This is a genomic window from Pedobacter lusitanus (assembly GCF_040026395.1).
Lineage (GTDB): Bacteria > Bacteroidota > Bacteroidia > Sphingobacteriales > Sphingobacteriaceae > Pedobacter > Pedobacter lusitanus.
Map to the genome: position 1 here is coordinate 2,863,575 of NZ_CP157278.1, position 21,547 is coordinate 2,885,121.

A 21,547-nucleotide genomic window follows, 5' to 3' on the forward strand; every position below is an offset into this window, starting at 1 on the left:
TTCTTTCTTTTTTATTTGTTTGGTACGTGCTTAAAAGGTTATCTGTTTTCCTAAATAATAATCTATAACTTTTGATTTGAACAACAGGTCATATTTTGACTGGATATAATCAACTTCTGCCTTATTTCTGTTTGTTCTTGAAGTATTGTAATCTAATGAGTTTACCAATCCTACTGCATAGCGTTGCTCAATTACGTTAAAAGCATCCTTCTGTGCATTAAAAGTATTTTCATTGGATTTATATCTGCTATCTGCAGCTCTTAAATCGGCCACTGCCTGCGCAATAACTTTATTTAAGTTGTTTTTAGCCAGTTGTTCACTGATTTTACTGGTTTCGTAAGAGATCTTAGCTTTTTTCACATTTGACCTGACAGTCAGACCATTGAAAATCGGGATTGATAAAGTAAATCCAACATTCTGATAAAAGTTATTACTAATCTGGTCATTCAAATGCGGATCTGCCGGAAGTCCAAAGGCTTTTGCACCCATTGAATAAGAATATCTTGAACCCAGACCACCACCAAGTGTAAGTCTTGGAAAAAATCCGCCCTTAGCTACTGCAACTGCTTTCCCGGCAGCTTCTCTGTTTAACTGTGCCAGCTTGATATCCGGGAAGAATGACAGCGACGTATTATATACATCATTGACATCATAACTTTTCTGTGCCTGTGCAATATCTTTAATGGTTGGCTTAACCACTGTATAATTCTGTGAATCAGGACGCATCTCCATCAGTTGAGAAAGTGTCAGATAAGAAATGGTTAGCTGATTCTGTGCATTGGTCACATTAAGTTCAGCTGTAGCACGCTGAGCTTTTGCCTGCGAAATGTCTGCCAGAGTTTTATTTCCGGCTTCTAATAAAGCTTGTTCACGTCTCTGTGTTTCCTGTGCAACAACCAATTGTTCTTTGGAAGCTTTTAACAGGTCTGTATTAAATACCACCTGGAAGTAAGCTGTCACCACCTGTAAAACAAGGTCATTTTTTATCTTATCCAGATTACTGTTACCAGCCTCCAGCAAGAGCTTATTCTGACGGATCTGATTAATTTTACTGAATCCGGCAAAGACATCCACCTGTGCACTCAGCGTACCATCTCCTGAATAAAAATTCTGAGTGATTAACTGATTCGTCGCAGGGTTCAGACTTCTACCATAATTCAGCGAGTTATTGATCGTTCCGCTTAAGCTGGGATAAAGTGCTGCTTTAGATTGTTCCAGATTCACCGTCGCAGTTGCTACATTAAGTGTAGACTGCTTGATATTCAGGTTATTTTCCAGCATACGATCAATCGCATCCTGAATGGTAAGCGTTTCCTGAGCATGCAGGTTAGCAGAAAGACCCATCGTTACCAAACTAAAAGTAACGGCAAAGGTTAGTTTTGAGAACAGCGTATTATTAGTAAACATTTTCATTGGCTTTATATTTTTCTTAAATAAACAACTTATCAGTTTTATCAATTTCTTCACAACCATTTGTTATTGCTTACATTTGGTCAATGTATCTGGTTAAATCACCTCTTTTATTGAAATGGTATTACCCATCCTTAGTCTGGAACAAAAGCCGGTCCGATAAAGTCATTTATTTAACCTTTGACGATGGACCTATACCTGTTGTTACAGACTTTGTTTTAAATACTTTAAAAAGTTTCAATTGCAAGGCAACTTTCTTTTGTATCGGTGACAATATAAACAAACATGCTGAAATTTTTGAACAAGTTAAAAATGATGGTCATGCAATCGGAAATCACACCTTAAACCACTTAAAAGGCTGGATAACTGAAGATAAGACCTACATAAAAAATTTTCAGGATTGTCAAAAACTCACGAATACCAATCTTTTTCGTCCGCCATACGGGCGAATAAAAAAATCTCAGATTAAAGAGCTCCGAAAAATTAACCCACAGCTTAATATTATTATGTGGGATGTACTTAGCGGAGATTTTGATCTTAACCTTTCTCCGGAAAAATGTTATGAGAATGTGATCAAAAACACTAGAAACGGATCTATAATCGTATTCCACGATAGTCTGAAAGCATTTGACAGATTGAAATTCGCCTTGCCTGCCACCTTAAAATTTTTAACCGCTCAGGGTTATAAGTTCCATACGCTTTAATTTCCCCAAGCCTTACGAAGTTCGGGCCAAAAGACAAATAGTGTCTAAAACCGCTCCGGCTGTATTGTTAAAGCATTACCCGAAAAAAGGCTGTTCGTAAATGAACGATATCGTTCATTTACGAACAGCCTCAGAAAAATTGAATTCAAGTCTTAACGCCTGTTTTATTTAGAACATATATAAATAATATAATGAACTTATATAGGTTAGTCTGACCCTGTTTTTTTTTGTAAATTCGCTACAAATAATTTAAATTATATTACCTTTTAACACATATTATCAATGGCTTTTGATATAGAAATGATCAAAAAGGTGTATGCAAACTTTGGTCCCCGAGTTGAGGCGGCCCGTAAATTAGTAGGCAGACCTTTAACACTCTCAGAAAAAATCTTATATACCCACCTTTGGGATGAAAATACAAATACCGCTTATGTAAGGGGTACTGATTATGTAGATTTTGCCCCTGACCGTGTAGCTATGCAGGATGCAACTGCCCAAATGGCATTATTGCAGTTTATGCAGGCTGGCAGACCGAAAGTTGCTGTGCCTTCAACGGTACATTGTGATCACCTGATCACTGCAAAACTAGGTGCTGAGCAGGATCTTCCTGCAGCAAATACAGAAAGTAAAGAAGTATTTGATTTTCTTGCTTCGGTATCAAACAAATATGGTATTGGTTTTTGGAAACCAGGTGCAGGTATCATTCACCAGGTTGTATTGGAAAACTATGCATTTCCAGGTGGAATGATGATCGGAACTGACTCCCACACAGTAAACGCTGGTGGTTTAGGTATGGTTGCGATCGGTGTAGGTGGAGCTGATGCATGTGATGTAATGGCCGGTTTGCCATGGGAGCTTAAATTCCCTAAATTAATTGGTGTAAAGTTAACCGGTAAATTAAACGGCTGGACTTCACCTAAAGATGTGATCTTAAAAGTAGCGGGTATCCTGACTGTAAAAGGTGGTACAGGTGCTATTGTTGAATATTTTGGCGAAGGCGCAACAAATATGAGCTGTACTGGTAAAGGTACCATCTGTAATATGGGTGCTGAAATCGGTGCAACGACTTCAACCTTCGGTTATGACGAGAGCATGGAACGTTATTTACGTGCTACAGACAGAGCTGATGTTGCTGATGCAGCTAATGCTATTAAAGAACATTTAACAGGTGATGCTGAAGTTTATGCTGACCCGGCTAAATATTTTGATCAGGTAATTGAAATTGACTTATCTACACTTGAGCCTTATCTGAACGGTCCTTTTACTCCGGATCTGGCAACTCCTATTTCAAAAATGAAAGAAGTTGCTTTAGCTAACGGATGGCCGATGAAAATCGAGGTTGGTCTGATCGGATCTTGTACCAACTCTTCTTACGAAGATATTTCAAGAGCAGTGAGTGTAGCCAGACAGGTATCAGAAAAAGGCTTAACCGCAAAATCTGAATACTGTATTAACCCTGGATCTGAGCAAATCCGTTTCACTATACAACGTGATGGATTTATGGATGTATTCAAACAAATAGGTGCTAAAGTATTTACTAATGCCTGCGGACCTTGTATTGGAATGTGGGATAGAGTAGGTTCGGAGAAACAAGAGAAAAACACTATCGTTCACTCTTTCAACCGTAACTTTGCAAAACGTGCTGACGGTAACCCTAATACTTTTGCATTTGTTGGTTCTCCTGAACTGGTAACAGCATTAGCTATCGCAGGTGACTTAAGCTTCAACCCATTGACAGATACATTAACCAATGCAAATGGTGAACAGGTAAAACTGGATGAGCCAACAGGATTTGAATTACCTCCAAGAGGTTTCGCTGTTGATGACGCAGGTTATCAGGAGCCGGCAGTTGATGGAAGCGGTGTACAGATTTTAGTTTCACCAACTTCTCACAGGCTGCAATTGCTTGATCCTTTTACTCCATGGGAAGGTACTGACCTTAAAGGCTTAAGATTACTGATCAAAGCAAAAGGAAAATGTACAACTGACCATATTTCTATGGCTGGTCCATGGTTAAAATTCCGTGGTCACTTAGATAACATCTCTAATAACATGCTGATCGGTGCAGTGAATTATTTCAATGATAAAACTGATACCGTTAAAAACATGCTAACCGGCGAATATGGTCCTGTTCCTGCAACACAACGTGCTTATAAAGCAGATCATATCGGAACTATCGTAGTTGGTGATGAAAACTATGGTGAAGGTTCTTCACGTGAGCATGCTGCAATGGAGCCTCGTCACCTTGGTGTTCGTGCAGTATTGGTTAAATCTTTTGCACGTATTCATGAGACTAACCTTAAAAAACAGGGAATGTTAGGTTTAACATTTGCTAACAAGGAAGATTATGATAAAATCCGTGAGGATGATGTAATTGACATTGTAGGATTAACAACTTTTACTCCTGATGTACCTCTTACAATCGTATTAAACCACGCGGATGGTACAACAGAAGAATTCAAAGTTAACCATAGTTATAATGCACAACAGATCGACTGGTTTAAAGCCGGTGGTGCATTAAATATTATTCGTAAACAAGTAGCTCAATAATATAATAGCTTTTGTAAAAAGCTCCCGTTGCAGAACGGGAGCTTTTTTTTTGCCCTTTTTTCAGGTTAACCCTTCAGAAATTCCTGCCACCAGTATCCTGATGACTTGATGGTACGCTGCTGGGTTTTGAAATCATTATGTATCAAGCCAAATCTGGCATTAAAACCTTCTGCCCACTCAAAATTATCAAGCAGTGTCCAGGCCATATAACCACTAATATTAATCCCTTCTTTTTTGGCTCTCAGCACAGCCAGCAGATAAAGTCTGAAGTACTCAATACGTTCGGTATCATCGACTGCTCCACCTGTTAGCTTATCATGAAAAGCAGCACCGTTTTCCGTAATCACCAGATTTTTAACATTGGGATAAGCTGCAAACTGTTTGATAATATTATAAAAGCTGTCTCCGTTTATTTCCCAGCCCATTGCCGTATGAGGCTTTTTCCTGTTTTTTGCTTTTACCTCCCAGGCCTGAACCACAGGTATAAATGCATTATATTTTATAGTTAATGGGAAGTAATTCTGTAACCCTATAAAATCAAAGTCAAATGTCAGTCTTTCCGTATGTCTCCAGGTAGAATGTGAGATGGCAAACTTCTCCATAACCTCCCAGTCCTGTCCGGGATAACCCATCCCTAAAGCTGGTTCTATAAACAATCTGTTCATCAGACAATCTACACGGGTAGCTGCCAGAACATCTGCATCGCTCTGCGTATAGGGAATAATTTCTGAACAGGAATAGGTAGTTCCAATATTTGCACCCGATATTTCTGCCCGCAGGATACGTCCGCCATCAGCCTGAGCAATTGCAGTATGATGTACCGCAGAGAAAAAATTTGTCAGTCCTGTTTTACCCGGTGCATGCACACCAAGCATATAGCCCAGGGAAGTAAAACCAAAAGGCTCATTCAGTACAATCCAGTTTTTCACCTTATCGCCATAGGTTTGAGCACATAACGTCACAAAAGCATTAAACGCCATATTAATACTAAATGCTGTCCATCCACCCTCCTCTTCCAGAGCTTCCGGCAGATCCCAGTGATATAAAGTAATATAAGGAGTAATCCCCTGTTCCAGACACTCATCAATTACATTATGATAGAATCTTATTCCCTCTTCATTTACAATTCCTTTCCCGTAAGGAAGAATTCTCGGCCAGGAGATAGAGAATCTGAATACAGAGAATCCGAGTAATTTAACAAGCGCAATATCTTCGTTATAACGATGATAAAAATCACAGGCCATTGCCGGATGATGTCCTTTTTTAATTTTACCGGATCTTTTAGAAAAGGTATCCCAGATAGACGGGCCCTTACCATACATATCTGCAGCGCCTTCAATTTGCAAAGCAGCAGTTGCTACCCCCCACAAAAAATCATCACCAAAATCGGATGCTTTAATCATATCTGAAATCTATAACAGGCAATATGAGAATTTGATGTTAACTTCATGTTATGTTTACCGTAAAGTTATAGTCCGCTTAAAATTCGGGCCTGTTTTTACGAGTCCATTTCTACCGGATTAAAACTTAGTCCAATCTCTTTAAGTAATAGCGCTGCATTAAATGTTTTGCAGGCACCCTCTTTTAATTTGTAATCAAAGTTCATCTCTCCTTCAGCAAGCTGAATATCAAAATGATAATTCCTCACCTGACCAGCATATTTTTCAATCATCTCTGATAACTGAAGGTCATGGGTAGCAAACAGCGTTGGTGTAGCTTTAAGAATCATTTGCTGGATAAAAACCTTAGACCCCAGATATTTATCTTTACTATTTGTACCTCTCAGCATTTCATCAATCAGTACTAAAGGATGAGATAGCGTTGTCACTCCTTCCAGAATCATTTTCAGCCTGTTCAGCTCAGCTTTAAATGTCGAAGTCTGATCATTCAGTGAGTCTTTTATCCTCATATAGGTAAGAATTTCAAAAATGGATACCTTCATATATTTAGCGCACACAGGAGCGCCTGAAAAGGCCAAAACCATATTGATACCGCCAGTTCGCAAAAACGTACTCTTACCTGCCATATTTGACCCTGTTACGATATCAACAGTCGGATGGGTATCAAAGTTATAATCATTCACTATCCTTTTATTCTCTGCAATCAGCGGATGTCCCAGTTCTTTTGCTTCAAAATGGAAAGTTTCAGTGATCACCGGAAAAGTAAGATCCGGTTCGTTATGATTGAAGGTTGCAAAAGAAATCAGCTCTTCAAACTGACTTATAGTATATAAACCTTTGATTAACTGATCCGATGAATTGACAAACCACTTGTCCAGCTGAATTGCACATCTGAAATCCCATAAGAGAAAGACATTATATAGTGTGCCAACTACCATATTCAATCTTACATCAAAAGAATTGATAATACCAGATAGCTTTTTGATCTGTAAACTCAATGGTACAGCGAGAATCTTTTCCGTAAAGAAGCCTTTGATATATTTACTCTCCCATTTCAGCTCTTCAGTCCATTTTACTGTTCCGGAAATCGCATTAAGTAAACTTGCACTGCCACTAAATCCTGAATGGATCAGATTGATCTTTTTACCAAGACCAAAAGATAAAGCAATATTGATAACAGCATAAAAGCCCAATCCTTTCCAGAAGGGATCCCCATATAATATACCCAGGATAATCAGTACTGCGGAAATAAATGGTACTATCGCAGTATAAATCCGTAATAGCTTGTTATGCGTAAATTTCAACTGATCAGGCATCTCATGCTCCAGTTTATAACTGATAATTTCCAGTTGTTCTGGTTTATGGTTTTGTAACCCGGCCCTGAAATGAAAAGTCTGACCGATGTGACCGGTGAGTTCAATTATTGCAGCCTGACGTTCTCTGATAATTTCCAGGTTAGCCGGTTTATTCAAACTATCAGCAAGCAGCTTCATCCCGTTTACTGTATTGGACCGGTTGATAAATGCAAATAAAGAAGAATGTCCGTAAATATCCAGATCAGAAGAATAGGGATGATACTCATCTTCGAAATGTTTACCCTCCTTGTATTTATTTTTACCGGTAAGCATAACACTTACTTCATTCTGGAATACAAAAAGCAGCTTTTCAGCATAATTAAGTTCATTTTCTTTAATGGTCTGTCGTTTGACAAGCACCATAAAGTATAAAACAGGGATACACATGAGTATACCTGTTATCCAATGATATCCTAAATAGATAGTAATACTTACTAAAAGTATTTCTGCAATAAATAATCCAAGCCGGGATAAAGAGATATTATTGAGCGTCTTATTGAGTTCTCTAATTTGTGCTTCCTGAGTTGAAACGTTATTTTGATAGTCCTTTAAAATACTATCTTTAGATTTTACCATATCTTTGAATCCTCTTAATTATTAAAAAACGCCTGAAATTTCAGACAGATTCAAAATTCATATGATAATTTGCTGATCACCTGAATTTAAGTCCACTCTTTAATTGAGACGTTTCTAAATATAGGAATTACTACACTAGCAGATTAATATTGAATGAAAATAACTTTACTCGTTGTTGGAAAAACTGAAGACAAATATCTGATTGAGGGTATTGAAAAATATCTTAACCGCCTAAAACATTATATCGGGTTCAGCCTGGTGGTAATCCCGGATGTCAAGAATACCAAGAACTTAACAGAAGCACAACAAAAAAACAAAGAAGCTGAACTGATTTTAAAACAGATCAGTAATCTGGATACGGTTATCTTAATGGATGAAAAAGGCAAAAAATACACCTCTGTTCAATTTGCAAATTATTTAAACAAACAGATGATTGGAAGTGTTCAGCATATGATTTTTGTTATTGGCGGACCTTATGGTTTTGACGAAAGTGTTTACAAAAGAGCTAACGGAAGCATATCCTTATCAGACATGACATTCTCTCATCAAATGGTTCGTTTATTTTTTGTAGAGCAGTTATACAGAGCTTTTAGTATTTTAAAAGGTGAGCCTTATCACCATGAGTAAATATTCCTGTTTATTATGGAATATTTTATTTTCTGCATCATTACTATAAGAATTAAACTAAGAAAGGAACTTTATGCAACCAGGAGATTTTAAAAGAAAATACAGATTCAGAAGCAAAGCTGAGGGTAACCGCTGGAGCTTTACCATAGCTATTATAATTTCCATAATCGCATTTTTGCTAATCGTATATTACCTTTAAGCAATATCGGATACAGAAAGAATTCTGTATGCATAAAAAAACCGGATGTTAAACATCCGGTTTTTTTATATTCATTAAAGAGTAATTAAACTCCTTTTTTGCTTGTCATACTAGCTTTTTTTGCTGGCTGAGATGTTTTAACCGGCGCTTTAGCATTTGAAGGTTTAGGTGTAGCTTTAGCTTTCTTCTCCTCTGCTGCTTTAACCGCTTCAATACCTTCAACAGCTCCCGGAGCAGCTTCAGTAAATAAAGGAAGATCCTTTAACAAATGATACCAGGTAACGATTTTCTTCATATCTGAAGTATAAACTTTATCCTGATCATGTGTAGGTGCAACCTCAACGAACAGTGCTCTTAACACTGAAGCATCAGCTTTAGCATCAGCAACTTCACCTTTCAATGCAGCAATATTTGCCAAAACATCAATCAGTTTTAAATCTTCATCTTCACCATAGATTGTAATATCTTCTAATGAAGCTAATTTTGTAGAAGAGATACTGGTTACAATTTTAACTTTTTGAGCATCTAACCCTTCCAGTACATAACCGGCTTTATTTTGTCCAACAAGTTTAAATAAACCTGGTCTGCCAGATACGGCTACAATTCCTCTTAAATTCATATCTTAATCTTCTATCACTTCTATACCTAAAATCTTATCTCCTTGTTTGATACTGTCAACAATGTCAACATTTTCAACAACTTTACCAAAACAAGTATGATTTCTATCTAAATGTGCAGTATTTGATCTGCTGTGGCAAATGAAAAATTGAGAACCGCCAGTATTTCTACCTGCATGCGCCATAGATAATACACCACGCTCATGATGTTGGTTTCCACCATCAAGTTCACAGTCAATTTTATAACCAGGACCGCCAGTTCCAGCTAAATGAGCTGTAGCTGCATCTTTGGAATTCGGGCATCCTGCCTGTACTACGAAATCAGGAATTACACGGTGAAAAGTGATTCCATCATAAAACCCTTCATTTGCTAATTTTTTGAAGTTTGCTACTGTGTTAGGGGCATCCTGATCATAAAATTCGACAGTCATGTCGCCTTTTTCTGTTTTTATTATTGCTTTGCTCATATTCCTTTTTTGTAATGGTCAAATTTAGTAAATTGAAATGACTAGATAAACTAAAGGTTTAAAAAACCATCCAACCTATAAATGTATATATAATGATCCATTTTAACGTTTAATAGTGATAATAATTTTAAACAGGTCATTAAAAGTTTAAATTCGTATCTGGTTCCCTCAATTATGATTTTGAAAAAGAGTTTTCTCCTGCTGTTATTTCTGACTTTAACACTGATGCTCAAAGCCTCATCCATTCTGATTAATATGGATGAAGATCAGAAGAATCATCTCAAAGCATATGGGATTGCCTACTGGAGTATCAAACAAAATGCAGAAGTAAGCTGGTTACTAAATTACAGGGGTGGCAGCTTTCTGATCAAATACAGCAAACTTATAGAAGACGAATGTAAAACAAGAGGCGTTTCCTACCAGGTAATCGCCGATGGCAAGGTTACTGCCATACTAAATGAGATCAGTGACCCTGAAGTAAATATGGAAATGGTTAAATTGGAGAAAGCTCCCAAAATTGCCGTATACTCACCAAAAAGCAAATTACCCTGGGATGATGCCGTGACTATGGTGCTTACCTATGCAGAAATCCCTTATGATGTTGTTTACGATGATGAAGTATTAAAAGATAAACTAAACGGTTATGACTGGCTTCATTTACACCACGAAGACTTTACAGGACAGTATGGCCGCTTCTGGAGTGCTTTTCAAAATGCAGTATGGTATCGGGAAGATGTCAGGACCCAGGAAGCAACTGCCAAGAGAAACGGATTTGGCAAAGTGTCTCAGATGAAACTTGCCGTAGCTAAAAAAATGACCGAATTTTGTGCAGGTGGTGGCTTTCTCTTCGCTATGTGTTCTGCCACTGATAGCTTTGACATAGCCTTATCGGCTGAAGGAGTTGATATCTGTGCCAGCATGTTTGATGGTGATGCTGAAGACCCCAATGCCCAGTCAAAACTGGATTTCAAAAAAACACTTGCTTTTAAAGACTTCAGACTGGACCTGAATCCTGCAAATTATGAATTCTCAGATATCGATGTGACACAGACCAGAAATCTGGCACAGCAAAACGACTTCTTTACCTTATTTGAATTTTCAGCAAAGTCTGATCTTGTTCCCACTATGCTTACTCAGGATCATGACCGGGTGATTAAAGGATTCATGGGCCAGACTACTGCCTTCAGAAAAAGTCTGATCAAACCAAATATTACCGTTCTGGGAGAAAATAAAGGAGCTGCAGAAGTACGTTATCTGCATGGAGATATTGGAAAAGGGCAATTCACTTTCTACGGCGGGCATGATCCTGAAGACTATCAGCATGCAGTGGGCGACCCGCCCACTGACTTAAATCTTCATCCTAATTCTCCCGGATATCGTTTGATATTGAATAATGTCCTCTTTCCTGCAGCCAAGAAAAAACATCAGAAGACCTGATCTTAATCGTAGAAATTCCAGCTTAATCCGATCTTGAATAATTTATCAGGCATTGGATACCTGTTAACCACGTAATATCCTTTCGACTGAAGCCCCTGATTCACATATTCATATTTAAGGAAGATATTTGCCTTCCTTAAACTTGCTCTTACCCAAAGATCTACAATAGGATAGGTATTGAATTTAACCGGCTGATAAGTTGCAGATGCCTGCTTAATATAAAACTGGCTCACAGCTGGCGAATAAGAGTAGTTTACATATTTACTGTTATATCTTACATCAAAGCCAAATTCTGTCTTTAAAACTTTAAAAACAGTTGCCTTCATATATAAACTATTAAAAGTATAAAAATCAGGCATAGGCATGATATCCTGTTTGCTGGTCTTTTGATAAACTATGTAACTATCCAGGTTAAACCTGCCATAAGTAAACTTCTTTCCTAACGTTAACTTTAACACATTGATACTTCCGGAAAACTGTGCCGGAACAATTGTCAGTGAGTCTATTGCTGGTCTGGTTTGTATGAAATACAAATAATTATTAACCATTGAATACTCTGCACTTGCTTCCAGTCCTAATTTCTCATTAATATATTTAAAAGACAGGTTAACCGTTTTTGTTCTGTTCCATGGATTAGGCAGGATGACCATATTAGTATCAATAGAAGGATTAGCGTTTCTATAGGCTGCATATTTGGGATCCGCAACTGCATTTGTCCAGCCAAAATGATTCCCATAATGTGTATCATAAATTTCTTCTGGTGATTTATTCTGAATATATGCGCCCAATACAATTCTGCCCAGATTGTGGCTCACCAGAACATTACTTTTGGCCTCATACATAAAGTCTCCGGCCTGTCTGCCCTGGAATATTTGCTGCACATCAAAGTTCAGATCTATCCGGTTACTGAATCTATAACCTGCGGACCCCAGCAGTGTGACATTCTGGAATGACTTGGTATAATTAGAAAAGTACTTGTTATCCACAGTATTAGTCACCGTTGTAACAACCCCATTGGCATCAGTATTGGTACTGGTCGTGGTTTGAGGTAAAACACCAACCATTTGCGAATAATTATAGAAATCATGACGTATCCCCGCATCAATTTTCAATTCATTTTTGATTACAGAGCTAGATTTTCCACGAAGAAAAAAACTATAGATAAATTCATTCTGTATATGTTTTACCGAAGTACTGTCATTGGTATAAGAAAGATCACGCATACCAGAAGGCAGGACAGTATGATCATCTGACTGGGTTTTCTGGAAAGCATAAGAATCCTTATCATATTTTATGGTATAGGAAATCTTATTGGTAGGTAATATCTTTTTACTGATTTCCTGATCCAGTGTATCAATACGACCTACAAAATAAGTCTGTTTCAGAAAAAACGTGTTTTTTCTGTAGATCTGTCTTGCAGAAGACAACCTGACACTCTGAGACATTCTGTCGATAGAAAGCTGATTATCACCAAAGATATTATCGTTCACAATCGATCCATTCTCATATGCCTTCAGCGTATTAAAAATAGCATTTGCATAAAGTGCATATCGTTTATTGGGTGAAGTATACCAGCTAAAGAAAGTACCATTCAACACATCTCCCCTTTGCCTCTGATAACCACCGTTAGCACCAATCCGGTTATAACTTGCTCCAACATTAAAATTTTTCTTAATATTCTGAGAGTGCAATACCCTGAAAAGCTGCTCATTGTCCCCACTGTATTGCCCCGCGTAGTAAAGATTGCTGAATGGCGTTCTTGCTTTATAATATTTGATATCATCATTTCCAATGGCATACCAATCCAGTGAGTGAAATCCAGGATCAAAACCAATGGTTTTAGAAGGATTAAATAACAGATCTCTTGCGGCAAGTCCAATGTTTCCGGTATTAATAGTAGGCCTGGTGGGCTGTATTATCGGATTGAAATTTTGCATTCCCCTTAAACTGGTATCCAATGCCAGCGTCTGGATACTGTCTTTATTCAGCTTAAGCGTAGTATAACGGATAAATCTCGAGGTAAAAATAACTGAATCCTTACTGTTTTCCAGTTTACTTCTTAAAGAATCCAATTCTTTATTCTGATTCACCGAAGTCTTCAAATCCTGAGCAACAACTTGCTTTGCCCCAAAAAAGACACAGCTTAAAAGAAATAAAACAATGGTTTTACGCATTATAAAGAAAGAATTAACTGGCTTAATATTCTTGTCATTTTAGGCTCGGCAATTCTTGCTGTTTCCAGTATTTCTTCCAGGCTGACCGGAGCTAAAACATCAGTAAAACCTTCATCAGTCAACACTGAAATAGCAAAAACCGGAATACTCATATGCTTGGCAACAATAACTTCCGGAACAGTACTCATTCCTACTGCATCTCCACCAATAATACGCAAATAGTTATACTCTGCTTTAGTTTCCAGATTAGGCCCGGTTACAGAAACATACACTCCCTGATGACAATTAATCTTTTCTGCTGCTGCAATTTCCAGCGCACGTTTAATAAAATCTTTCTGATAAGGCTGACTCATATCAGGAAATCTTGGTCCCATATCAGCATCATTTCTACCACGCAAAGGACTCTCAGGCTGCAAATTGATATGATCATTTATAATCATCAGGTCGCCCTTTTTAAAATCAGCATTCAGAGAACCTGCTGCATTGGAAATAAACAGATACTGAATTCCCAAAGCTTTCATTACTCTTATCGGAAAAGTAATCTGCTGCATAGAATAGCCTTCATAATAATGCAGTCTGCCCTGCATAGCAATTACCTTTTTACCATTCAGTGTTCCGAAAATCAATTTTCCCGAATGAAACTCCAATGTAGAAATCGGAAAATTCGGAATATTGGAATACATCAGACTAAATTCTACTTCAATCTCATTCACAAGGCCGCCTAATCCGGTTCCCAGTACTATTCCAATTTCCGGCTGGAAATTATTGCATTTTAGCTTTATATATTCAACGGTCTCGTGTAGTGTCTGAAACATATTTTAGTATCTTTTGGTCAAATGTTTTTTTATAGTCTGCATCAATATTTATTTGGATTGGCAGATAAAATACAGGCAAATCTAACAGTAATTCTCTGATTGTAACATCAAATAAACGCTGCGCATCCTTTTCTGTTGTGATAATAATTTTTTCTTTCGCCGGATCCTGGCGAAAAGCTTTTACCAATTTACTTAAATTTCCTGAACTGAATGAATGATGATCCGGATAATCATGATGTTCTATAGCCGGAGCAAACTGTGACAGATAATCAAACAAAGGCCCGGGATTAGCAATTCCTGTCAATAAAAACACCTTTTTATGCTTCAGTATATTTACCGGTAAAACTTTGGTTGTATAAAGATCATGCAGCTCTTTATAAGCTATAGAAGAGAAAAAAAGCTGATCTGCCGCATGCTTAAAATGTCCGGCACATTGATTTTTTTGTTGACTACCGATTTCCAGTGGTGATTTGGTAACGAGCAAAATATCTGCACGCTTATACCCCCTGAAAGGTTCTCTCATATTCCCGGCAGGTAGTAAAAATTGCCATTCCAATAATTTCTGAAATTCAAAAAGCAGAATACTGAATCCCGGATTCAGCCTTCTGTGCTGAAAAGCATCATCAAGTATAATCACATCATGCCTCTCTCTCAACATACTCACTCCCTTTACCCTATCCTCACAGACTGCAACAGTCAACTGTGGAAATTTATGATAAAACTGCAGTGGCTCATCACCTATCGATTTCGCAGTTGAAGTCTTATCGGCGTATAAAAATCCTTTAGTATCTCTTCCATACCCCCTGCTCAGAATGGCAATTTTATAATCACCAAGTAAGTGTACCAGATATTCAGTAACCGGGCTCTTTCCTGAACCGCCAACAACCAGGTTACCTACACAAATTACCGGTATATCAAACCTATGGGACTTAAAAATGCCCCAGTCATAGAGTTTATTTCTTAAAACTACCACTATACCGTAGATAACAGAAAAGGGCAGCAATAGTAATCGGACGTATTTTATCATGTTGTGAAAGCTGCTTAAGTTTAGGCGGTAAACCACAGCAGCACCTCAAAAATAAGAATTATTTTTCTCGCCCTGTGGTCTGTTAGAAGAATATCATATAGCAGAATGGATTGACAGGCAATAAAATAAAAAACTATCTTTGTGCAAACAACAATATTATATCATGCTCAAAGGATTTTTTAACGTACCAACACCTGAGAACGAACCTATTTTAGGTTACGCACCAGGAAGTAAAGAACGTGAATTATTGAAGGCTGCTTTAGCTGAAGCACGTTCAAAAAAAGGTGACATCTCTATGCACATCGGAGGCAAATTAGTCCATACCGATAAAAAGGGAACAGTTACTCCACCGCACGATCACCAACACGTTTTAGCACAATTCAGCATAGGCGATAAAACTCATGTACAACAGGCTATCGACGCAGCTTTAGCTGCAAAGCCTCAATGGGAAAATCTGCCATGGGAACAACGTGCAGCTATATTTTTAAAGATCGCTGAGTTAATCTCAGGTCCGTATCGTTATAAATTAAATGCAGCAACTATGCTCGGTCAGTCTAAAAATGCATACCAGGCAGAAATTGATTCAGCCTGTGAATTGATAGACTTCCTGCGTTTCAATGTTAGTTATATGGCTGACATTTATAAGCAACAGCCTCCTGTTTCACCAAAAGGTGTTTGGAACAGAGTTGAGCAGCGCCCATTAGAAGGTTTCGTTTTTGCTTTAACTCCTTTCAATTTTACTGCTATCGCAGCAAATCTGCCAACATCAGCAGCATTAATGGGTAATGTGGTTGTTTGGAAACCTGCGGAAACACAAATTTATGCTGCCAATTTATTGATGGAAATTTTCAAAGAAGCTGGTTTACCTGACGGAGTTATCAACCTTGTTTATGTAGGTGGTCCGGAAGCCGGAGAAGTTATTTTCAACAGTCCTGATTTTGCCGGTATTCACTTTACAGGTTCTACTGGAGTTTTCCAGAGCATATGGAAAACAATTGGTACAAATATTCATAAATACAAAACATATCCGCGTATCGTGGGTGAAACAGGTGGTAAAGATTTTATCCTGATTCACGGTTCTGCTGATGCAGAAGTTTCAAGTACAGCAATTTTACGTGGCGCTTTTGAATATCAGGGACAAAAATGTTCTGCTGCTTCAAGAACTTATATTGCGAAAAGTTTATGGCCAAAAATTAAAGAATTGATGCTGCGTGATCTTGCTACCTTCAAAATGGGTGGAACTGAAGATTTCGGTAACTTCATCAATGCTGTAATTGACGATCGTTCTTTCACCAAACTGGCTAAATATATCGATCAGGCAAAAGCTGATAAGGGAGTAGAAATCATTGCAGGTGGTAACTATGATAAATCTAAAGGTTATTTTATTGAGCCAACAGTTTTAGTAGTTGATGATCCTAAATACACAACTATGTGCGAAGAGTTATTCGGACCGGTTTTAAGTGTATATGTATATGATGACGCTGATTTTGATCAGGTATTGGAAATTATTGATACAACTTCTCCATATGCTTTAACAGGAGCTGTTATTGCTCAGGATCGTTATGCTATTGATAAGGCATCTTATGCTTTACGTAATGCAGCAGGTAACTTCTACATTAATGATAAATGTACAGGTGCCGTTGTTGGTCAGCAGCCTTTTGGCGGAGCCAGAGGTTCAGGTACTAACGATAAAGCAGGTTCAATGATTAATTTATTACGTTGGGTTTCTCCCCGTACTATTAAAGAAACATTCGATCCGCCTAAGGATTACCGTTACCCTTTCATGGGATAATCAAATTATAAAAAAAGCCGGTTAATACCGGCTTTTTTTATAATAAATAAGTTCTCAGTTATTCCTGATCACCAGATGCATCAGCCGAAGCCTCATGATTTATTTACCATCAACTTTAAATACAGAAGAGATATGATCATTAGATTCTGTTGTAACTTTCAGATCCTTTATCAATCCGGTTTCCAGACTATATACCCAGCCATGAATACCTAGCTTTTTACCATTACCCCATCTGTTCTGAACGATTGATGTCTTGGTCAGATTAAAGACTCCTTCTATTACATTCAGCTCTACCAGTCTGTCTGTACGTTTTTTCTCATTTTCAATACCGTCAAGCTCATCATTATGTAAACGATAAGTATCTTTTATATTTCTTAACCAGTTATCAATAATACCAAATTGTCTATTGCTCATTGCTGCTGCAACACCACCACATCCGTAATGACCGCAAACAATAACATGCTCAACTTCCAGTACATTTACTGCATAATCCAGTACACTTAACATATTCATGTCCGTATGTACTACTACATTCGCAATATTACGGTGAACAAAAATGTCACCCGGATTAGTGTGCGTAATCTGGTTAGCCGGCACACGGCTGTCTGAACAGCCGATCCATAAAACAGGTGGTTTTTGTCCGGCTGATAAGCGATCAAAAAAAGTAGGATCTTCAGCTAAAGTAGCTGCTACCCATTCTTTATTTCCTTTTAATAATCCTTCGTAAGTAATGTTGTGGTTGTGAGGTTCTGATTTTGTTGCACACATAATATTTATATTTTATGAATATCTTGAATAATTTTGTCCGTTATTTTTGGTACTATATAATGCTCTTTTATATCAACTAAGGTAACGATAATACCTTTTGTATAAGCATTATGCTTGAAATTGAAAATGGTTTCCAGCACGTCAGGATGTATATACCTGGAATTGCTGCCATCAATAATTACATTTGTTTCCTGAGGAATTTTCGTCAATACAACCTGTATTGCTGCTTTATTCAGAAAGGATACTTCTTCAGAAAGCTTGATTCTCAGATTTTTTTTATTTCCTTCTTCCTGAATCTTGTAAAAGAAAGGATTACGCATGTTGGTACGCAGCAGATAAAACACTGATAACAACATACCGATTGCCACACCTTTTAATAAATCGGTCAGTAAAACGGCAACCACAGTAATAAAGAATGGGACGAACTGATCCCAGCCTTTGTGATACATATGTTTGAATAAACTAATTCTTGTTAATTTATAACCAGTCACCAGCAGGATGGCTGCCAGACAGGCCAGCGGTACCATATTGATTAAACCGGGTATAAAAAGAAAAGAAAGTAATAACCAGCAGCCATGCAAAATAGCGGAAGCTTTAGTTTTTCCACCCGCATTTACGTTAGCAGAGCTTCTTACAATTACAGAAGTCAACGGTAATCCCCCAAGCATACCACTCGTCATATTTCCTACTCCCTGCGCAATCAGCTCTCTGTTGGTTGGTGAAACTCTTTTTACAGGATCTATCTTATCTACAGCCTCTATACTCAATAAAGTCTCCAGACTTGCTACAACAGCAATTGTTATCGCAACAATCCATACTTCTTTATTAGTGATAGCTGAAAAATCAGGCATAGTGAATAAGTTCGAGAATTCTGTCCACCCGCTTACTACAGGAATACTAACCATCTGTTCAGGTCTTAATGCATAAGGTGTTTGCTGGAAAAGCAAAGTCATTACCACACCAAGTATAACCACCAGTAAAGGTGCCGGAACAGCACTTACTTTTTTCAGCTTAGGCCAGAAGATCAGGATAGCTATCGAAAGTATGGTAATAATCATGGCAGCCGGATTGAGCATTTTTATCGCCTGCAGAACAACCTGATACATATGACCGTTACTCAGATTTTCATCCAGAAAGTCTTTATCGACTCCTAATGCATGAGGTAATTGTTTCAGAATCAGGATCAGACCGATCGCAGCAAGCATTCCTTCAATCACACTTGAAGGGAAATAATTGCCAATAGTCCCAGCCCGGACTATACCCAATACAATTTGCAACAGTCCCGCCAGCATCACTGCCAGCAAAAACACCTGATAACTACCCAGATGAGCTATAGCTCCCAGTACAATAACTGTCAAACCAGCGGCCGGACCACTTACACTTAGTTGTGAGCCACTTACACTGGCCACAACTATTCCACCAACCACACCAGTAACTATACCGGCAAACAATGGTGCACCCGAAGCCAGGGCAATCCCCAGACACAAAGGCAGGGCTACTAAAAACACGACAATACTTGCCGGTAAATCGCGCTTTAGATTCTTTTTTAAGATATATTTTTTCAATCCAACCTGCGGAGAGGTTGAGTTTCCATTTTGCATAACATTCCTGCGCTAATTATTACTTATAACTATTTAGTTACAGTCTGTCCCATTGGACAGACTGCTTAATCTATAAAGATTAGCAAAAGTTAGGCGGCGGTGTGGGTACAGAAGGATGATAAGGATCTACATACCGTTTAAAATGATCTATATAACAATTCCTTATCCCAAAATCTACTAATAATGGTACGTAAGTATAAGTGTTATGAAAATCTATAGGTTTGTAGTCAATAAATTTGAGTAAAGACTTTCCTGAATCACAATCAGAACTATGTTCCTGCTCTAATTGCAGAATAACAGTTTTAATTACATTCTTGTCCATATGACCTACAAATACCGGTGCAGCAGAAATAATCATCTTCACGGTGAAGATGCTTATGAAGGCTATAACAATATGTAGACGATACTTATAAAATGACATTCTGTCGGATTCAGCTATTTTTACTTCCCAAATGTAATACCAAGAACCCCTTTTTATCAAAAAAATATGTAAAAAAAATGTAATTAAGTTTTCTGAAAGCTCATTCTGTTAATGGAATTACAGATTACGTGATGAATTAATTTAGCAATAACTGTATTTTCGCAATTCCTAAACAACATAATGTCTGTGAAGCCTGAAAGCGCGCGAAAGCTTCATGACCATTAAAAGCAATAAACTACCTATGAAACCTGAGTGTGCCTGAAAGCACGCGAAAGCTTCATGACCATTAAAAGCAATAAACTACCTATGAAAAAAAGTCTGCTAACCCTGATTTTATTTTATCCGCTGTTAGTCTTTAGTCAGAGTAATAATGCTCCATCTTCTTATGATATTCATGATATTAAGATTACGGGTTATCTCCAAACACAGTTTCAAGTGGCTCAGTCACCAGGAATTTCATCTTTTTCGGGTGGAGATTTTGCAGAGAATTCCGATAACAGATTTATGATCAGAAGGGGGCGTCTTAAAATTGACCGCGTAGATAAATATTCCAGCATAGTTTTTCAGATTGACGCTACACAAAATGGTGTACAGCTAATGGATGCCTTTATACAACTTCATCAACCCGATAACAAAAGATTTCAGTTAACCGCGGGTCTTTTTAACAGACCTTTTGGTTATTCGATTGTGTACTCTTCCGGCTACAGGGATTTTCCGGAACGTTCGCGTGTATTTCAAACCCTGATGCCTCGTGAACGTGATATTGGCGCAATGTTATCCTATCAGCCTATCAGAGAACTTCATTTCCTGAATATGGATCTGGCTGTTGTCAATGGCAGTGGGCTGTTTGCCAGAGATTATGACTCAAAAAAAGACGTAATTGGTAATCTGTCTTTCAAATTTGATAGCCTTGCCAATAAAAAACTTCATATTGGTTTTGGAGGCTCCATTTATAAGGGGTCAGTTCGCAGTGCTACTGACACCTATTATTCAGATAATGGAAACGGATTCACCAAAAATACCGACCCCTCAATAAAAGGCTCTAACCTGAAAAGGAATTACTATGGCGGAAATATACAGGTCCAATATGACAACACCTTTGGGACTACCAGCCTGAAAGCTGAATATGTTACCGGAACACAGCCAGGAGTAGCTGCCTCCAGTACAGTAAGCGGAGCACTGGCCAGTCAGAGCTTTTCTACCCAACCCGCCACTGATCTTTATCTCAGAAATTTCACAGGTTATTATATCTGGTTCACCCAGCAAATTCTTAAAAGCAGATTCAGCGCTTTACTGGCATACGACGTTTACGATCCGAACAGAAAAATCAAGGAAAGTCAGATAGGACTTGATAATAATACAACCGCAGGTGATATTAAATTCAGCACGCTGGGTTATGGCGTAACCTACCTGTTCAGTTCAAGATTAAAATTAACCGTTTATAACGAAAGAGTAATCAACTCCCCTACACAATTACCTAATTATAATAAAGATATCAGAGACGATGTCTTTACCACCCGTTTACAATATCGCTGGTAAACCCTGATCTTGTTAAAATTTATCTGCTGAATTATAAATTATAATGAGGTTCTTTTATACATTTATAA

Annotated in this window: 17 protein-coding genes; 6 read left to right on the forward strand and 11 right to left on the reverse strand. The window is 37.9% G+C overall.

What is annotated here, in order from left to right:
• Positions 1-30 precede the first annotated feature (30 nt).
• Positions 31-1,413 carry a TolC family protein gene (locus PL_RS12140; protein WP_041886301.1) on the reverse strand — a complete coding sequence of 461 codons (1,383 nt, stop codon included), beginning with the start codon at positions 1,411-1,413 and terminating at the stop codon, positions 31-33.
• A gap of 83 nt (positions 1,414-1,496) precedes the next feature.
• Between PL_RS12140 and PL_RS12145 the strand changes: the two genes are divergently transcribed.
• Both PL_RS12145 and PL_RS12150 read left to right on the forward strand, forming a co-directional pair.
• A complete protein-coding gene (locus PL_RS12145) occupies positions 1,497-2,114 on the forward strand; it encodes a polysaccharide deacetylase family protein (protein WP_041886303.1) in 618 nt (205 codons plus the stop codon).
• Between the two features lie 282 nt (positions 2,115-2,396).
• Positions 2,397-4,664: an aconitate hydratase gene (locus PL_RS12150; protein WP_041878572.1), complete on the forward strand. Its 2,268-nt coding sequence runs from the start codon at positions 2,397-2,399 to the stop codon at positions 4,662-4,664.
• A gap of 65 nt (positions 4,665-4,729) precedes the next feature.
• Here the strand turns inward: PL_RS12150 and PL_RS12155 are convergent, their stop codons facing one another.
• Both PL_RS12155 and PL_RS12160 read right to left on the reverse strand, forming a co-directional pair.
• Positions 4,730-6,067 carry a GH1 family beta-glucosidase gene (locus PL_RS12155; RefSeq protein WP_041878571.1) on the reverse strand — a complete coding sequence of 446 codons (1,338 nt, stop codon included), beginning with the start codon at positions 6,065-6,067 and terminating at the stop codon, positions 4,730-4,732.
• 95 nt (positions 6,068-6,162) lie between these two features.
• Positions 6,163-7,995, reverse strand: a complete 1,833-nt coding sequence (locus PL_RS12160; RefSeq protein ID WP_041878568.1) for a MutS-related protein — start codon at positions 7,993-7,995, stop codon at positions 6,163-6,165.
• A 153-nt stretch (positions 7,996-8,148) separates the two neighbouring features.
• On the opposite strand from PL_RS12160, the gene rlmH reads away from it, so the two are divergent.
• Complete coding sequence (gene rlmH, locus PL_RS12165; RefSeq protein WP_041878566.1) at positions 8,149-8,622, forward strand: 23S rRNA (pseudouridine(1915)-N(3))-methyltransferase RlmH; 474 nt, start codon at positions 8,149-8,151, stop codon at positions 8,620-8,622.
• Between the two features lie 284 nt (positions 8,623-8,906).
• Here the strand turns inward: rlmH and PL_RS12170 are convergent, their stop codons facing one another.
• Positions 8,907-9,440, reverse strand: coding sequence for a DUF5606 family protein (locus PL_RS12170; protein ID WP_041878564.1), 534 nt, complete (start codon positions 9,438-9,440; stop codon positions 8,907-8,909).
• Positions 9,441-9,443: 3 nt separating this feature from the next.
• Positions 9,444-9,905, reverse strand: coding sequence for a peptidylprolyl isomerase (locus PL_RS12175; RefSeq protein WP_041878562.1), 462 nt, complete (start codon positions 9,903-9,905; stop codon positions 9,444-9,446).
• 255 nt (positions 9,906-10,160) lie between these two features.
• Between PL_RS12175 and PL_RS12180 the strand changes: the two genes are divergently transcribed.
• The gene (locus PL_RS12180; RefSeq protein ID WP_235324438.1) at positions 10,161-11,342 is read left to right on the forward strand and encodes an asparagine synthetase B; all 1,182 of its coding nucleotides are present in this window, start codon (positions 10,161-10,163) and stop codon (positions 11,340-11,342) included.
• Between the two features lie 2 nt (positions 11,343-11,344).
• Here the strand turns inward: PL_RS12180 and PL_RS12185 are convergent, their stop codons facing one another.
• The 3 genes from PL_RS12185 to lpxK are packed head-to-tail and all read right to left on the reverse strand — an operon-like array spanning position 11,345 to position 15,358.
• Positions 11,345-13,516, reverse strand: coding sequence for a putative porin (locus PL_RS12185; RefSeq protein ID WP_041878557.1), 2,172 nt, complete (start codon positions 13,514-13,516; stop codon positions 11,345-11,347).
• On the reverse strand, positions 13,516-14,331 hold the full coding sequence (locus PL_RS12190; RefSeq protein WP_041878556.1) for a purine-nucleoside phosphorylase: 816 nt from the start codon (positions 14,329-14,331) through the stop codon (positions 13,516-13,518). The genes PL_RS12185 and PL_RS12190 overlap by 1 nt, the downstream gene beginning before the upstream one ends.
• The gene (gene lpxK, locus PL_RS12195) at positions 14,303-15,358 is read right to left on the reverse strand and encodes a tetraacyldisaccharide 4'-kinase (protein WP_041878554.1); all 1,056 of its coding nucleotides are present in this window, start codon (positions 15,356-15,358) and stop codon (positions 14,303-14,305) included. Before lpxK ends, PL_RS12190 begins: the two co-directional genes overlap by 29 nt.
• Positions 15,359-15,521: 163 nt before the next feature.
• Between lpxK and pruA the strand changes: the two genes are divergently transcribed.
• Positions 15,522-17,150 (forward strand): L-glutamate gamma-semialdehyde dehydrogenase, encoded by a 1,629-nt coding sequence (pruA, locus tag PL_RS12200; RefSeq protein ID WP_041878552.1) that lies wholly within the window; start codon positions 15,522-15,524, stop codon positions 17,148-17,150.
• Positions 17,151-17,249: 99 nt separating this feature from the next.
• On the opposite strand, the gene can is transcribed toward pruA, so the two are convergent.
• The 3 genes from can to PL_RS12215 form a co-directional block, all read right to left on the reverse strand.
• On the reverse strand, positions 17,250-17,918 hold the full coding sequence (gene can / locus PL_RS12205; RefSeq protein WP_348621790.1) for a carbonate dehydratase: 669 nt from the start codon (positions 17,916-17,918) through the stop codon (positions 17,250-17,252).
• A 5-nt stretch (positions 17,919-17,923) separates the two neighbouring features.
• The gene (locus PL_RS12210; RefSeq protein WP_348621792.1) at positions 17,924-19,519 is read right to left on the reverse strand and encodes a SulP family inorganic anion transporter; all 1,596 of its coding nucleotides are present in this window, start codon (positions 19,517-19,519) and stop codon (positions 17,924-17,926) included.
• A 79-nt stretch (positions 19,520-19,598) separates the two neighbouring features.
• Complete coding sequence (locus tag PL_RS12215; RefSeq protein WP_235324437.1) at positions 19,599-19,877, reverse strand: hypothetical protein; 279 nt, start codon at positions 19,875-19,877, stop codon at positions 19,599-19,601.
• Positions 19,878-20,246: 369 nt separating this feature from the next.
• On the opposite strand from PL_RS12215, the gene PL_RS12220 reads away from it, so the two are divergent.
• The gene (locus tag PL_RS12220) at positions 20,247-21,479 is read left to right on the forward strand and encodes a porin (RefSeq protein WP_348621794.1); all 1,233 of its coding nucleotides are present in this window, start codon (positions 20,247-20,249) and stop codon (positions 21,477-21,479) included.
• Positions 21,480-21,547 lie beyond the last annotated feature (68 nt).